Here is a 14,330-nt window from a genome sequence, read left to right as displayed (position 1 = left end):
GGACCATTATTCTACATTGAAAGGAGGTGAGACAATACGTGAATCAGGTAATCTTTAATTTTTCGTTAGTTGGCTTAATTGTTTATTCAACTTGGTTGGTTTGTTTGATTGCTTTTGGATCGACGCCTAGAAATTACGAGTTGGAAGAACAGTATCGTGACCAACGAACGACCGTAAGTTGGAGTATCTTACAATCAATTTTGATGCTTTACGGAGTTAAACCCAAACGGCAGACGGCATCGAAAACGCCACTGTTAAAACGTGAATTGCTGGTAGCAATGACGATGCTATCAGGATTTAGGCAACGGGTTAAAAAGTTCGTGAAGCCGGAAACGGTTGAAGAATCATCAATTAAGAGTTTAATCATTTTAGTGCCGGCGATGAATGAAGAACCGGTCATTAAAAAGACGATTGCTGGCTTTTTAGAAAGTACGCGACACTTATCGATGGTTAAGATGGTGATCATTGATGATGGTTCAACCGATGAGACTGCCAATGAGGTGCGCCAAGCAATTAGTCAGTATGCTTGTGCCGATCGGGTTCAGTTGATTCAGCGTTTTAAGCCCAATGCTCAAACTGGGAAAGGTGACGCTTTAAACTGGGCCTATCATCGCGTGGTTGATCAAGAAACCGATCCATCACGGGTCGTCTGTGGGGTACTTGATGCCGATGCTTACATGCGTCCAATTGATTATGAACGAGTAATCAAAACTTTCAGCCAAAGTCCTAAACTTGCTTTATTGCAAACCCGGGTCAAAATGGTGGAATGTCACAACCTCTTACAAATTTTGCAGGATGTTGAATTTACCGTAATTAATAACTGGATTCAAAATACCCGAAATAAGATTAATAATGCGGCTGCTTCTGGGAATGGCCAGTTCATCCGGGCTAGCTCGGTCACTCGCTATGACCCGTGGGGGAATGCTTTATTAGAAGATTTTGAATTTAGTACGCGGTTCTTGTTAGAAGGCAAAGAAACCCGTTATGCCCCCGATATCGTGGTTTATCAAGAGGCGGTGGATAAGGTCAAAGCCTTTGTTCGCCAGCGTACTCGCTGGACCCAAGGTGGTATGGATTGTTTAACGGGATACTGGGGACGGATTTTAAGGAATAATCATGTTGGTGGGCTAGCCAAATTAGAAATGAGCTTTTACATGTTGATTCCGTTTACGACGATTCTATTCGGGATTGCGAATCTATATGTTTTAGGATATGTAATTGCTAATCTTTCACAGTATTGGCTGTTATTGATCGGCTTGTTAATGATTAATTACAGTATCGATCTCCTAATTTGCTATAACTATCTAAAAATTTCGCAAGAAGAACAGACACCGCAAATCTATTTTGCTTGTATTTTGTTAATTTTATATAACTACATTCTGTATCCTGCTATTATTATTGCCTTATGCAATAAATTACGTGGGATTACAAAGTGGGAGAAAACAACCCACGGAATTCAAGATCAAATTGGAAATTAAATCTACGAGGTAATAACATGAAAAAATGGACGAAAGTTTTGACAACGACGGCCGCAGCTGCCTTTGCATTGACCCTTGCGGGAACAGCAACTGCTAATGCGGATACCACCACTACTGATACTACGACAGCTGATGTCGCCTTGACATCATCAGTAGCAACGACTGCAACTCAAGCTGATGTAACCACAACAGCTCAAACTGCTGGCACGGCAACGACCACGACGACGGCCGAAACTGCAAGCACCGCTACGACAGCTGATGTAGCGCAAGTTGCTCCCGTAGCTGAAGTTGCTCCGGTGGCTGAAACGGCAACGACTGCTGCTACAGCCGGCACTGCTGCCACAGCTGGCACTGCTGCCACGGCTGGCACTGCTGCTACGGCCGGCACTGCTGCTACAGCTGGCACTGCTGCCACAGCTGGCACTGCTGCTACGGCTGGCACTGCTGCCACGGCTGGTACTGCTGCCACAGCTGGCACTGCTGCTACAGCCGGCACTGTTGCTACGGCTGGCACTGCTGCCACGGCTCCTACTGCTGAAACCGCTCCGACGGCACCAACAGCACCAAAGGCTCCAAATCATGGTCACCACTGGAAGCCAGCTCACCATGGCTGGAACCCATGTGCATGGTCATGGGGCTGGACACCATGCTACGCAGTTAGTTACTACGTGGTTTACTGGTTCTGCTAATTATTTCAATAGAGACTGGTAAGAAATTAATTTCTTACCAGTCTTTTTGTTCGCAATCAAGCTGTAATATAAATGAAATTTATGTTAACCATTTTTTGCGTTGTTGTTATTTTTTGTTAAAGATTATCTTGTATAGTAAAGTTATCGATTTTTTAGGAGGATCTGATGATTTTTAAATCCAAGATAAGTAAAATTTTAATGGCCAGCCTGTCTCTTGGGGCATTAATGACCACAAGTGTTGTCCCAGCATTTGCTGATGATAATCAAAGTGATCAAACCACGACGACAACTACGACTAATAATTCAATGAGTGTGAGCGAGGCTTTAGCGGCCTTAGAAGCGCAACAAGGAAATACTTTATATAATGGGCAATGTTATGGATTGTCAGCTTGGTATGCCGAACAATTAGGTGGCCCAACCATGATGGGGAGCGGTCATGAGTACGCCCAAGATATTGGGTCTGACTATGACTGGGCAAGCTATGGCTTTACAGTGACAAATTACCCAAGCATCAGTGACATTAAACCTGGCGATATTATTTGTTGGGAAGCTGGTGGGGCGCTTAGTCCAGGAATCTATGGACATACGGGCGTGGTTGTTTCGATTGATAGCGATGGGAACATGGTTACCTTGGAACAAAACGCTGAAAATGGTCAAGTTGTATCGCAATACAACCGGACCTATAGCCAAACGACAATTAAGAGCGTCATTCATAAAAATTAATAGATTAGCAAAGCAGCCCGCTTTTTAACGGGCTGTTTTAATTTTTCTCCTCACAAAGCCGAACAATTTTAGTTATTTAACCATTAATTGTCAATATCTAGACTTGCAATCTGGTAGCTGATTTTGTAGTATTATTAAGTAATTGTGCAATCGAAAAATGAGGTGATTATTTATGGCATCAGTAGTGATTGTTGGTAGTCAATGGGGTGACGAAGGGAAAGGTAAGATGACCGATTACCTGAGTCAAGATGCTGACGTCGTGGTTCGTTCACAAGGGGGGAATAACGCAGGGCATACGATTGCCTTTGATGACAAGAAGTTCTCATTGCGATTAGTGCCATCGGGGATTTTTAGCCCTGGTAAATTGGCTGTTGTTGGTAATGGGGTGGTGGTTAATCCCAAAGCTCTCTTAGAAGAATTACATTATCTTCAAGAAAAAGGGATCGACGTAAGTGGCTTAAGGATTTCGAATCGAGCTCACTTAACGATGCCTTACCACATTTTATTGGATAAATGCCAAGAAGCAGCTAAAGGTGACCATAAAGTGGGGACAACCCAAAATGGGATTGGTCCGACTTATATGGACAAGGTTTCGCGGATTGGGATTCGGATGTGTGACCTATTAGAAAAGGACACCTTTGCTGAGAAGTTAAAGCAAAATTTAGCGATCAAAAATGACTTATTCACCAAGGTTTATAATGTTGATCCAATTAATTTTGATGACATTTTTGAAGAATATTACCAATACGGTCAAGAATTGAAACAATACGTGACGGATACTTCGGTGCTGATTAGTGATGCCTTAACCAATGGTCAAAAGGTCCTCTTTGAAGGGGCACAAGGCACCATGTTAGATATCGATCATGGGACTTATCCATATGTTACTTCATCGGTACCAACTGCCGGTGGGGCCGCAACGGGAGCTGGGGTAGGTCCAGAATTGATTAATACAGTTGTCGGAATCTGCAAGGTATACTCAACTCGGGTAGGAGCTGGTCCTTTCCCAACGGAATTGCATGATGAAATTGGGGATCATATTCGAGAAACCGGTCATGAATATGGAACCGTGACTGGCCGCGCCCGTCGGGTAGGTTGGTTTGATAGTGTTGCCATGCGTCATGCCCAACGGGTTAATGGAATGAACTACCTAAGTTTGAACCTTTTGGATGTGCTTGATGGCCTCGATACGGTTAAAATTTGTCGCTCCTACAAGTTAGATGGTGAAATCATCAACTACTATCCAGCTAGTTTAGCTGAGCTAGAACGATGCGAACCTGTTTATGAAGAATGGCCGGGTTGGCAAGAAGATATTACTGGGGTTACCGAGTTTGACCAATTGCCAGAGAATGCGCAAAAGTACCTGCGACGGTTAGAAGAATTATCAAATGCCAAATTAGCAACGATTTCCGTCGGCCCTGATCGGGAACAAACGATCATTTTGACCAACCCTTGGGAGGGTTAAAGAGAATCTAACAAATGATTGACAAGCCAGTGTTAGCAAAGTTAAACTTATGTTAACAAACCTTTAAAGTTACCCGGTGAGGTGCCTAAGGACTGACTATGTTGAATGAAACTAGCTCGTTTTAGTCCTGGCACTAAAACGAGCTTTTAATAATCAAAGGAGTGGGAATTTTGGCACGAGAAATCGTTGATGGGTCCAGTATGCAACGAGCATTAACCCGGATTACCTATGAAATTATTGAACAGAACAAGGGTGTCGATAACTTAGTTTTTGTAGGAATTAAGACTCGGGGGGTTTATTTAGCCCAACGTTTGGCAAAGCGGATGGAACAATTAGAAGGGGTAAAGGTACCAGTCGGTTCTTTAGATATTACCCTGTATCGTGATGACCGTCATCAAGCTGACCATACGGTGGAACCAACCGTGACGAGCGCTGATATTGATTTTGATATTAATGATAAGCACGTTATCTTGGTAGATGATGTTCTATATACTGGACGGACCGTGCGGGCTGCTTTGGATGCTTTAATGGATTTGGGACGTCCCAAGCGGATTTCACTGGCTGTCTTAGTCGACCGGGGACATCGGGAATTGCCGATTCGGCCGGATTTTGTCGGTAAGAATATTCCGACGGCCGTTAATGAAACGGTCCATGTGGCGGTGGAAGAATACGACGGTAACGAAGGTATTACGTTAGAATGACTATCACATTTGAATTGACTCCAGAGAGGGCAAAATTGTGATTGAGCAACGCAGTTCTCAATGGGGAGGACTGTGTTTTTTATTAGGAGAAAGTAATGGAACATTTTGTACCAATGGTGGCAATCGATGTTGATACGAAAGAAGCTGCCGAACAGCTATTTGATCAATTGAGTGCCTTAGCCGATAAGCCAATTGTGAAGATTGGCATGGAATTGTACTACGCTAATGGTCCGGTAATTATTAAGGCTGCCCAGGCTAAAGGCTTAAAAATTTTCTTGGATCTTAAGGGTTATGATATTCCAAATACTATTCGTCGGTCGATGGAAATTCTTGGCCAATTGGGGGTCGATTTTACTACGGTCCATGCGGCCGGGGGATCGAAAATGATTCAAGCGGCTAAGGAAGGTCTGACAGCCGGAGCCAAGACAGTTAATTTGCCGACACCTAAGTTATTAGCAGTGACCCAATTAACTTCAATGGATGAGGACACCATGCATCGGGAACAAGGCATTCCGGGAGCATTAGTAGATTCAGTCAAGCGCTATGCGCAACTGGCTGAAAAGGCTGGGGCTGATGGGGTCATTTGCTCGGCCTTAGAGGTTAAAGCCATTCGAGAGGTTACTCAGGATGACTTTTTATGTGTAACCCCAGGAATTCGACCGAACCTCAATCAAACCGATGATCAATCCCGGGTAGTTACCCCTGCTCAAGCGCGCCAAATTGGTAGTAATGGCATTGTGGTTGGACGACCAATTACGCAAAGTGATGATCCAGTTGCTAGTTATCAAACAATCTATCAAGCATTTATGGGAGAAACAAAATGACAAATTATGCTGAAAAAGTTGCACAAGGCCTTTTAGATATTCAAGCAGTGACCCTGAGCCCAGATCAACCATTTACCTGGGCGAGTGGGTTACATTCACCAATTTATACCGATAATCGGCTGACCATTTCTTATCCTGATGTGCGGGCGAATATTTACCAAGGCATGGTGAAATTAATTAAGGCGAACTTCCCAGAAGCAGAAGTGATTGCCGGAACAGCTACAGCTGGGATTCCCCATGCCGCTTGGGTTGCTCAAGCTATGGATTTGCCATTCATCTATGTTCGGTCAAAGCCCAAAGACCATGGACAAGGTAAACAAGTTGAAGGGGTTTTAAAATCAGGTCAAAAAGTGGTGGTAATCGACGACTTGCTTTCCACGGGGGGCAGCGTTTTAAAGGCGGCTCAAGCAGTTAATCGTGAAGGGGGTCAGGTTCTCGGGGTAGTTGCGGTTTTCTCTTACCAATTACCAGCCTTAGACCAGAACTTTGCGGAAGCCGGTCTTAGCTATCAAACCGTCACTGATTACACCACCTTAATTACCACTGCAGAACAAAAACAATTGATTAACCAAGATCAATTGGCATCATTACATCAATGGCGAGAAGATCCACAAGCGTGGAGTGATCAACATTAAAAAATAGCGGCGACTGATGAAACGATTTGCTTCATCAGTCGCCGTTTTGTGAGTTGGCTTACTATTTCCAATATTTAGCGCGGGTTAATACTTCTTGTGAATGTTGATCCGCTGGTCGATAGCCTTTGTGGAAGAGATGGCGGAAGTATAAGTAATTATATACAAAGCCAAAGAAAATGGCGGGGAATGGTAAGGCGAACATCCATTGCCAACCAAAGACTACTGATACTAGGTAGTAGTCAGCATCAATAAAAAGCATTACTAAAAAATTATACCAATCACCCCGGAAAATAGCGGGGAAAAATCCGAACCAGAGAGTGGTCCAGGAAAAACCAACCTTAGCAATCCTGATATCACCTTGGTCGTTAATGATTTTGGCATAATTTGGTGGAATGGGTAAGTTATTAAAAAAGTCTTGGTTGTTATTCCCAAAGGGGTTTTGCATGAGAGACTCCTTTATATAGTATACTGATTCCTTTATCTTAACATATGTCTGAAGACATCACTAATAATCTTCATTGAGGTGTGATAAACTCGAACCAATGAAAAGGAGTCGGCTATGTTATTCTTCTTAAATGATAATTTACAAACTAATAAGTCGGGAATTGAGCATGCGCAAATTAAGCGCCAGCATTTATTTAATAAATTCAATTCCCCGGCCAAAATTGTGACGCGCCAATATTCGAATGAATTACATAAAATTACCCAAGCCGCTGGAGTGGAAGATCAAGACTTTATTAACCTGTTCGACTACTTTCAAGAGACTCTGATGGTAGAGTATCATCCTAAACAGATTCAAGAATTGGCCATTGATCCATCCTGGAAACGGCAAGCGGATGGAGTTAATTATAATTACTATGCGGGCAAACATCGCGTGATGTATGTTCGACGGGACAAACGGGATCACCATGTGTTGAATCAACAATATTTTGACCGCTTTGGAAAACTAGTTAAAGTGGCTTGGTTTGATTATCGGGGCTTCTTGTCGGTGGATCAATTGTATGATTGGTCCAACCAGATTACAGTGCAGAATTATTATCGTCCGGATGGGAGTTTGGCAATTCAAACCACGAAAACCCTGAATAAACGGGAAAAAGAACAACAAGTATATCATCTGGTTAATTATCGTGGTCGTGATTATCAGTTTACCAACTTTGATGATTTAACCCGCTTTTTCTATGACGAGTTAGTGACTGATCCAGCAATCGTGGGTGATCAAAAGGTTGGCTTAATTGTTGACCGTAGTTATGAAATGGGATGGGCAGTTTTAAATATGCATCACCGCGTGTCACGCTGGCTGCAACTCCACAATAATCATCTTAATAATGGGGATGACATTATGAATTCACCGCTGAATTATAATTATACCTGGGGTTTAAACCATGCTCAGGATTGGGATGGAATCATTGCTTTAACCCCACAACAGGCAGCGGATGTGGCAGCGCGGTTTGCTAAAGAGACGCGCGTCCTGCAAATCCCTGGGCCAATCGTACCTGATGAAGTCTTAAAGGCCCCGCGAGTGCCGTTTGAACAACGTAGGCCAGGACTAGTAGTGGTTGTGGCCCGGCTTTCCGCCGAAAAACAACAAGATCAACTTCTCCAAGTCTGGCCCCAGATCAAAGCAGCGGTTCCAACGGCTGAGTTAGAGCTGTGGGGCTATGCAAATGATCATTTTGATGACAAACTAAAGGAACTTGTCGACCAACTTCAGATCAAGGGGTCAGTTCATTTTAAGGGTTATACCAGTGATGTGGCACAAGTATATGATCAGGCCCAAGTAATGGTCTTACCATCACGAGCCGAGGGTTTACCCTTATCACTAGTTGAAGGACAATCCCATGGGGTAGCAATTGTGGCTAATGACATCAAGTATGGTCCGGCGGCAGTGGTAATTGACGGTCAGGATGGGTACCTAACACAAAATGGTGATGGGGATGGTTTAGCTAAGGCCATTATTGATCTATTGAGCCATCCAGATAAATTGCGGCAATTCAGTGCCCGTGCCTATCAAGATAGTGAACGATATTCGGAAGCTAATGTGATGCAACTATGGAAGAACTTAATTTCAATCGTGGAGGGAGAATAAGGATGTTCTTTTTCGTGAATCGGTATTTATTACCGCGAAATTCGAGTATCGAACATACGGAGCTAGCACGCCTACGTTTGTTTAAGCGTCATCAAAGCCCGGCTCAACTAGTCCTGCGTGATTTTTTACCGAACCTTGATCAGACTTTACAACGTTTTGACTTGGATCGAAGCCAAGTGACGACCTTATATGATTTTTTTGCGGGCACCCAAGATTATGTCGGGGCTCCCTTAAAGATCGATGACCTCGCTTTGCCGGTGGATTATCAAATCGGGACGGGCAATAACTTTCGTCAGGTCACGCTAGGCGGCCGATTGGTGGCAGAAATCTACTTTATTGGGGGGACGGTGGCCCAGATTGGCCGGATTGACTATTTCGACGATAGTGGCAATAAGACTTTGAGTCAGGTTTATGATTGGCGTGGCTTTAAGTGCCTAGATCGCAGCTATGGGAAACAAGGGGAACTATTTTACGAACAGTACTATCGGCCAAATGGGCAACGTTATCTAGAACGTTACTATGTGCAGTCAACCAAGAATACGGCAATCAATTCTCTAAATATCTTGAAAGACTATCAGGGACATGATTATTTCTTTGATAATTTAGATGACCTATTCACCTTTTTCTTAGATGAATTGAATCGCTCCCATGGTGAAAATAATCAATTTATTGCCGATCGACCACAAGAAACGATTAACCCAGTCTTGCGGATGCAGACGAAGGCTCATAAATATCTGTGGATGGCCATGCCAGAAGGCGGCGATCGACCAGATCAAGCGCATGGACCATTAGCAACCCTTCTACAAGCAGCCTTAGTTTCAAATGTTAAAGCATGGGATGGAATCTTAGCCGCCAGTCAGGAACAGGTGACGAATCTTCGAGCACGGGTTGGTAATCAGGTGCCGGTATATCAAGTGAGCCCCGTGGTTATAAAATCAGTGGCAGTAACCGAGCCAAAAACCCCGGCGGACTTTGAGATGATTTATGTCGGTCGGATTGCTCCTGATAAACAAATTGATCAATTGCTGCAGATATTTGCCCAAATTCATCAACAAGTTTCAAAGACGCATTTAACCATTTATGGTTACTGCAGTGACCAGTTACGGAGGGGATTAGATCAATTGATTGAAGAGCTAAAACTTCAAGGAGCCGTTACTTGGGCGGGCTACCAAGTCGATTTATCTAAAGCTTACCAAGAAGCTGATTTGTACTTAGATGCTAGTCGTATCGATGCTTTTCCCTTAGCGATGGTTGAGGCCTTGGCTCACTCGGTGCCAGTGGTCAGCTATGATTTTCAATATGGGCCAAAGGAATTAGTTCAATCAGGGGTCAATGGTGAATTGGTACCAGTTAATCAAGTAAGTCAATTTGTGCAAAAAGTAGTACAACTTTTAAAAAATCCGGCAAAATTAAATCAATATCGGCAGCAAGCCGGTGCTCAGTTAGCCAATTGTCAGGATGAGCTGGTTTGGCAACAATGGGAGCGCCTAAAATAGTTAATTATGAGAATTAGTTTAATTTATTAAGGCGAAGTGGTTGACGATCCCTGGAATTCAGCTATAATAAAAAACATATTAATTATGAACGAATAAACATATCGAAAAGCAGAGTAGTAACTGGCGATTAGCAAGAGAGTTCTCGGGTGGTGAAAGAGGATGATTTAAGGTTATGAAGATGGGCTTGGAATGGCACTAGCGATTATTTAGCTAGTGACGGGGTTGCACACGTTATTAGTGCAAGGTAATTCTGTTTGATCAGAGTAACCTAGCAAGGCTATTTTTCGTGAGGAAGTAGCAAACTAAAGGTGGTAACACGAGCACTCGTCCTTTATCAGAGATGATTGGGGCGGGTGTTTTTTTATTCGTCATAAAACAAAAAGAGGTAGATCGAGATGCACAAGAAACGTAATTGGACCATTGGGATTATCATTGCTGTAGTGGTGGTGATTGGCGCTTACTTTAGCTTTTTCCATCATTCTCAGACTAGTCAAAAGACCGTGACAGTCGGGGTGGTTGATAGTTCCAAAGCTGATGTGGCAATCTGGAAACAAGTTGCCAAAACGGCAAAGGAAAAATATGGGATTACCGTTAAAACCAAGACCTTTACTGATTACAATCAGCCCAATAAGGCGCTTAAAAATGGGGACATTGATTTAAATGCTTTCCAACACCAAGCCTTTTTAGATGAATGGAATAAGGCTAATAAAGGTAATTTAGTTTCAATCGGGAAAACGGTGATTGCCCCGATCCGCTTATTCTCAACTAAGTACAAGAGCATTAATGATTTACCAGATGGCGCCACGATTGCGGTTCCTAATGATGCCACCAATGAATCTCGGGCCCTGTATGTGTTAAAGAATGCTGGTTTGATTACCTTTAAGAAGGGCACAGGGAAATTAGCAACAATCTCGGATATTAAGACAAATAAGAAGAATCTGAATATCAAAGAAATGGATGCTTCGCAAACAGCGCGGACTTCGGATGATGTAGATGCTGCAGTAGTAAACAATACCTATGCCAATGCCGCTAAGTTAAGTAGCAAGGATGTCATTTATACCGAGCCGGTTAATAAAGATTCAGAACAATGGATTAATATCATTGTGGCCCGGAAGCAGGACAAGAACAATCAAGCCTATAAAGATGTGGTTAAAGCCTATCAGACAGCTGCCGTTAAGAAACTTTACCAAAAGTATTATGGCGATACCGAAAAGACAGCTTGGGATTTGAACTTAAAGTAGTTTAGAAAGGATATTTATATGAGCGATATTATTGCCTTAGATCATGTTGATGTAACCTTCCATCCGGAAAAGAACCAGGAAGTAAAAGCTGTTCAAGACGTTAGCCTGCACGTTGCCAAAGGTGATGTCTATGGGGTGGTTGGTTATTCGGGTGCTGGGAAGTCCACCTTAGTAAGAACTATCAACCTCTTACAAAAGCCGACACAAGGGCGGATTGAAGTCAACGGGACCGTCCTCTTTGATGATCAAAAACAGCAAATTTCTAATAAAGAGCTTCAAGAAAAACGGCGGAAGATCGGGATGATTTTCCAACACTTTAACTTGTTAGATGAAACCACCGTCGTTGAAAACGTGATGTTTGCCCTTAAACATAGCAAACTAAAAGAAAAAGAAGTGCAAGCTAAAGCGGAAAAGCTATTAGACTTAGTTGGCTTATCTGATAAAGCCAAGGCCTTTCCAGCCCAACTATCTGGAGGGGAAAAACAACGGGTGGCTATTGCTCGGGCGTTATCCAATGACCCGGATATCCTAATTTCGGATGAAGCAACTTCGGCTTTAGATCCCCAAACGACCAATCAAATTTTGGATCTACTGAAGGATCTGAATGAGAAGTTATCGCTAACGATTGTCTTAATCACGCACGAAATGGATGCCGTTAAGCGGGTTGCGAATAAGATTGCCGTCATGGAATACGGGAAGATTATTGAGCAAGGAACCTTGCATGACATTTATTTAAAGCCCCAACAAGAATTAACTCGACAATTCGTGGGTGGTTCACTGGCGGCGATTGATACCCTGCGTGCCTACAATTTGGAACAATTGTCCGCCAGTCAGCGGCTTTACCAACTCGTCTTTAGTGCTAAAAACGTTGGTGAATCGGTCATTATTTCCCTATATAAAGAATGTGGGGTTGATGTTTCTATGCTTTACGGAAACGTGGAAGTCTTGGGTAATGAGCCGGTGGGGACGCTCTTTGTGATTGTAGAAGGAACTGACGAGCAACATGCTAAGGCATTGGCATACTTGAAAGAAAAAGAAATCGAAGTAACGCGAATTGATGATCGGGGGATTTGGCATGATTAATTTATTAAATTCTTGGTTCCCAAATGTGAGTTCCTTAGGATGGACTGGCGATAGCGGTTGGGGAACGGCAATTGGACAAACCATTTATATGACGGTATGGCCCGCAATTTTCGGGGGTATCATTGGGTTAGTTTTTGGGGTAGCCTTAGTAATTACCAAACCAGGTGGTATTTTAGAAAATGCCTTCTGGTTTGGTCTCTGTGATAAAGTTGTCTCAGTTTTCCGGGCGATTCCATTTATTATTTTGCTAGCTTTCATCGCTCCTTTTACCCAACTATTAGTGGGGACGCAAATTGGGATGACGGCTGCGTTAGTTCCATTGTCAGTCGGCGTGGCACCTTTTTATGCTCGGCAGATCCAAGTGGCCTTAGAAAGCGTTAACCCCGGGAAAGTGGAAGCAGCCCAAGCCCTGGGAGCAACCAACTGGGACATTATCCTTAACGTCTACTTAAAAGAAGCCCGGTCAGAAATTGCCCGGGTTTCCACGGTGACCTTGATTTCATTGGTATCCTTAACGGCTATGGCCGGGGCAATTGGGGCTGGTGGCCTTGGGAACACGGCGATCTCGTACGGATATAACCGTTTTAACAATGACGTGACCTTTGTAGCGACATTGTTGGTCTTGCTCTTTGTTTTAATTATTCAATTAATCGGTGATTGGTTAGCCAAGAGCCTCAACCACCAAAAACGTTAGTTTAAACGAAAGTAGGTTGACGCATGGAAAAAGCAGAACGAATTCAAATTTTACGGGATTTAATTCAGATTCAATCTGTCAACGGCAATGAATTGGCGGTGGCCCAGTACTTACAAAAGTTATTTGCTCAATATAAAGTTGAAGCTCAGGTCTTGCCCTTTGGTGATCAACGGGCGAATTTGCTTCTGGAGGTCGGTGATGGAGCCAATGATCAAGTTCTAGGAATCACCGGTCATATGGATACGGTGACGACTGGCGATCTGGAAAAATGGGAGTATGATCCCTTTGCGGCGACCGTCGTTGGTGATCGGCTTTATGGCCGCGGGGCTGCCGATATGAAAAGTGGTCTGGCCGCCCAAGTCATTGCCATTATTGAATTAGTGACTGCTGGACAGAAGCTTCCTGGGAAGGTTCGGTTAATTGCCACGGCTGGCGAGGAGTATGGGACGCCGGGGGCTAATCGGTTAGAAGCGGCTGGGATCGCTCAAGATCTTAGCGCCTTGATCGTTGGGGAACCCACCAGTGGGAATGTTATTTATGCCCATTCAGGGAGTTTGAATTATCGGGTTACTAGTGTTGGTAAGTCGGTACATAGTTCTCGTCCTGCTGACGGGGTTAATGCGATTGATAGTTTGATTGATTTTTGTGTCGGCGAACGCCAGCTCTTTGATGACACCCCAGTCGATCCATATTTGGGAACCGTTAAACACAGTGTGACCATTTTTAAGGCTGGTGACCAAGTGAATACAATTCCTGATCAGGCCGAAATTAACGGGAATATCCGGCCAACCAAGGCTTTTCCTAATGACCAGGTGATCGCTAAATTGCAGGCCTTAGTAGATCAAATTAATCAAGCGGGACAGGCGCAATTAAGTTTGGAGATTATTCATAGTTTCTGGCCGGTGGCATCTGATCCTGATGGTAAGCTAGTGCAATTGGTTTTAAAGGCTTCTCAAGAGGCTTATAGTTCCCTTGCTGAACATGAACAACCCAAACTAACGATCATTAATGGAGCGACGGATGCCAGTGTCTTTGTCAAGCATCATCAGGATCTCCCAGTCGTTTTGTTGGGGGCTGATAATTGGAACATCTCCCATCAAGTTAATGAGTACACGACGATTTCAAGCTTTTTAGCCACGATTGAAGCCTACAAGACGATTATTAAAGATTATTTTGCATAGATGAAAAACGGTCCAGATGCCATTGTTGGTCACTGGG

Annotated in this window: 14 protein-coding genes and 1 other annotated feature; of the genes, 13 read left to right on the top strand and 1 reads right to left on the bottom strand. The window is 43.6% G+C overall.

The window, feature by feature from the left end:
* Positions 1-38: 38 nt before the first annotated feature.
* From PS3_RS08835 to pyrE, 7 genes are all read left to right on the top strand, one after another.
* Positions 39-1,478 carry a glycosyltransferase gene (locus PS3_RS08835; RefSeq protein ID WP_050950914.1) on the top strand — a complete coding sequence of 480 codons (1,440 nt, stop codon included), beginning with the start codon at positions 39-41 and terminating at the stop codon, positions 1,476-1,478.
* Positions 1,479-1,495: 17 nt separating this feature from the next.
* The gene (locus tag PS3_RS10525) at positions 1,496-2,167 is read left to right on the top strand and encodes a hypothetical protein (protein WP_050950913.1); all 672 of its coding nucleotides are present in this window, start codon (positions 1,496-1,498) and stop codon (positions 2,165-2,167) included.
* 165 nt (positions 2,168-2,332) lie between these two features.
* Positions 2,333-2,890, top strand: a complete 558-nt coding sequence (locus PS3_RS08825; RefSeq protein WP_050950912.1) for a CHAP domain-containing protein — start codon at positions 2,333-2,335, stop codon at positions 2,888-2,890.
* A gap of 172 nt (positions 2,891-3,062) precedes the next feature.
* The gene (locus tag PS3_RS08820) at positions 3,063-4,352 is read left to right on the top strand and encodes an adenylosuccinate synthase (protein ID WP_007122730.1); all 1,290 of its coding nucleotides are present in this window, start codon (positions 3,063-3,065) and stop codon (positions 4,350-4,352) included.
* A gap of 170 nt (positions 4,353-4,522) precedes the next feature.
* Positions 4,523-5,053 (top strand): bifunctional pyr operon transcriptional regulator/uracil phosphoribosyltransferase PyrR, encoded by a 531-nt coding sequence (gene pyrR / locus PS3_RS08815; protein ID WP_007122729.1) that lies wholly within the window; start codon positions 4,523-4,525, stop codon positions 5,051-5,053.
* A 95-nt stretch (positions 5,054-5,148) separates the two neighbouring features.
* Entirely contained in the window at positions 5,149-5,877 is a 729-nt protein-coding gene (gene pyrF / locus PS3_RS08810) for an orotidine-5'-phosphate decarboxylase (RefSeq protein WP_007122728.1), read from the top strand.
* Entirely contained in the window at positions 5,874-6,512 is a 639-nt protein-coding gene (gene pyrE, locus PS3_RS08805; protein WP_007122727.1) for an orotate phosphoribosyltransferase, read from the top strand. Before pyrF ends, pyrE begins: the two co-directional genes overlap by 4 nt.
* A gap of 61 nt (positions 6,513-6,573) precedes the next feature.
* Here the strand turns inward: pyrE and PS3_RS08800 are convergent, their stop codons facing one another.
* On the bottom strand, positions 6,574-6,957 hold the full coding sequence (locus tag PS3_RS08800; protein WP_007122726.1) for a hypothetical protein: 384 nt from the start codon (positions 6,955-6,957) through the stop codon (positions 6,574-6,576).
* Between the two features lie 114 nt (positions 6,958-7,071).
* Here PS3_RS08800 and PS3_RS08795 point away from each other — a divergent pair, with 114 nt between their 5' ends.
* The 6 genes from PS3_RS08795 (at position 7,072) to PS3_RS08770 (ending at position 14,293) form a co-directional block, all read left to right on the top strand.
* Complete coding sequence (locus tag PS3_RS08795) at positions 7,072-8,598, top strand: glycosyltransferase (RefSeq protein ID WP_007122725.1); 1,527 nt, start codon at positions 7,072-7,074, stop codon at positions 8,596-8,598.
* Between the two features lie 2 nt (positions 8,599-8,600).
* Complete coding sequence (asp1, locus tag PS3_RS08790; protein WP_007122724.1) at positions 8,601-10,094, top strand: accessory Sec system glycosyltransferase Asp1; 1,494 nt, start codon at positions 8,601-8,603, stop codon at positions 10,092-10,094.
* A gap of 92 nt (positions 10,095-10,186) precedes the next feature.
* Positions 10,187-10,429: a binding site (T-box leader), on the top strand.
* Positions 10,430-10,489: 60 nt separating this feature from the next.
* Positions 10,490-11,335 (top strand): MetQ/NlpA family ABC transporter substrate-binding protein, encoded by an 846-nt coding sequence (locus PS3_RS08785; RefSeq protein ID WP_007122723.1) that lies wholly within the window; start codon positions 10,490-10,492, stop codon positions 11,333-11,335.
* An 18-nt stretch (positions 11,336-11,353) separates the two neighbouring features.
* A complete protein-coding gene (locus tag PS3_RS08780) occupies positions 11,354-12,418 on the top strand; it encodes a methionine ABC transporter ATP-binding protein (RefSeq protein ID WP_007122722.1) in 1,065 nt (354 codons plus the stop codon).
* Positions 12,411-13,112 (top strand): methionine ABC transporter permease, encoded by a 702-nt coding sequence (locus PS3_RS08775; protein ID WP_007122721.1) that lies wholly within the window; start codon positions 12,411-12,413, stop codon positions 13,110-13,112. The genes PS3_RS08780 and PS3_RS08775 overlap by 8 nt, the downstream gene beginning before the upstream one ends.
* A 23-nt stretch (positions 13,113-13,135) precedes the next feature.
* Positions 13,136-14,293, top strand: coding sequence for an ArgE/DapE family deacylase (locus PS3_RS08770; RefSeq protein WP_007122720.1), 1,158 nt, complete (start codon positions 13,136-13,138; stop codon positions 14,291-14,293).
* Positions 14,294-14,330: the final 37 nt, after the last annotated feature.

Origin of the sequence: Limosilactobacillus gastricus PS3 (assembly GCF_000247775.1) — a bacterium.
In the GTDB taxonomy this organism is placed as follows: Bacteria; Bacillota; Bacilli; order Lactobacillales; family Lactobacillaceae; genus Limosilactobacillus; species Limosilactobacillus gastricus_A.
The sequence above is the reverse complement of the archived record's forward strand: the minus strand, read 5'-3'. Positions and strand labels throughout refer to the sequence as shown.

Bases quoted from the DNA above. Each gene is read 5' to 3' on its own strand.
- PS3_RS10525 (WP_050950913.1), top strand. From the start codon at position 1,496: ATGAAAAAATGGACGAAAGTTTTGACAACGACGGCCGCAGCTGCCTTT.
- PS3_RS08800 (WP_007122726.1), bottom strand. From the start codon at position 6,957: ATGCAAAACCCCTTTGGGAATAACAACCAAGACTTTTTTAATAACTTA.
- pyrF (WP_007122728.1), top strand. From the start codon at position 5,149: ATGGAACATTTTGTACCAATGGTGGCAATCGATGTTGATACGAAAGAA.
- PS3_RS08820 (WP_007122730.1), top strand. From the start codon at position 3,063: ATGGCATCAGTAGTGATTGTTGGTAGTCAATGGGGTGACGAAGGGAAA.
- PS3_RS08775 (WP_007122721.1), top strand. From the start codon at position 12,411: ATGATTAATTTATTAAATTCTTGGTTCCCAAATGTGAGTTCCTTAGGA.
- PS3_RS08795 (WP_007122725.1), top strand. From the start codon at position 7,072: ATGTTATTCTTCTTAAATGATAATTTACAAACTAATAAGTCGGGAATT.
- asp1 (WP_007122724.1), top strand. From the start codon at position 8,601: ATGTTCTTTTTCGTGAATCGGTATTTATTACCGCGAAATTCGAGTATC.
- PS3_RS08780 (WP_007122722.1), top strand. From the start codon at position 11,354: ATGAGCGATATTATTGCCTTAGATCATGTTGATGTAACCTTCCATCCG.
- PS3_RS08770 (WP_007122720.1), top strand. From the start codon at position 13,136: ATGGAAAAAGCAGAACGAATTCAAATTTTACGGGATTTAATTCAGATT.
- PS3_RS08785 (WP_007122723.1), top strand. From the start codon at position 10,490: ATGCACAAGAAACGTAATTGGACCATTGGGATTATCATTGCTGTAGTG.
- pyrE (WP_007122727.1), top strand. From the start codon at position 5,874: ATGACAAATTATGCTGAAAAAGTTGCACAAGGCCTTTTAGATATTCAA.
- PS3_RS08825 (WP_050950912.1), top strand. From the start codon at position 2,333: ATGATTTTTAAATCCAAGATAAGTAAAATTTTAATGGCCAGCCTGTCT.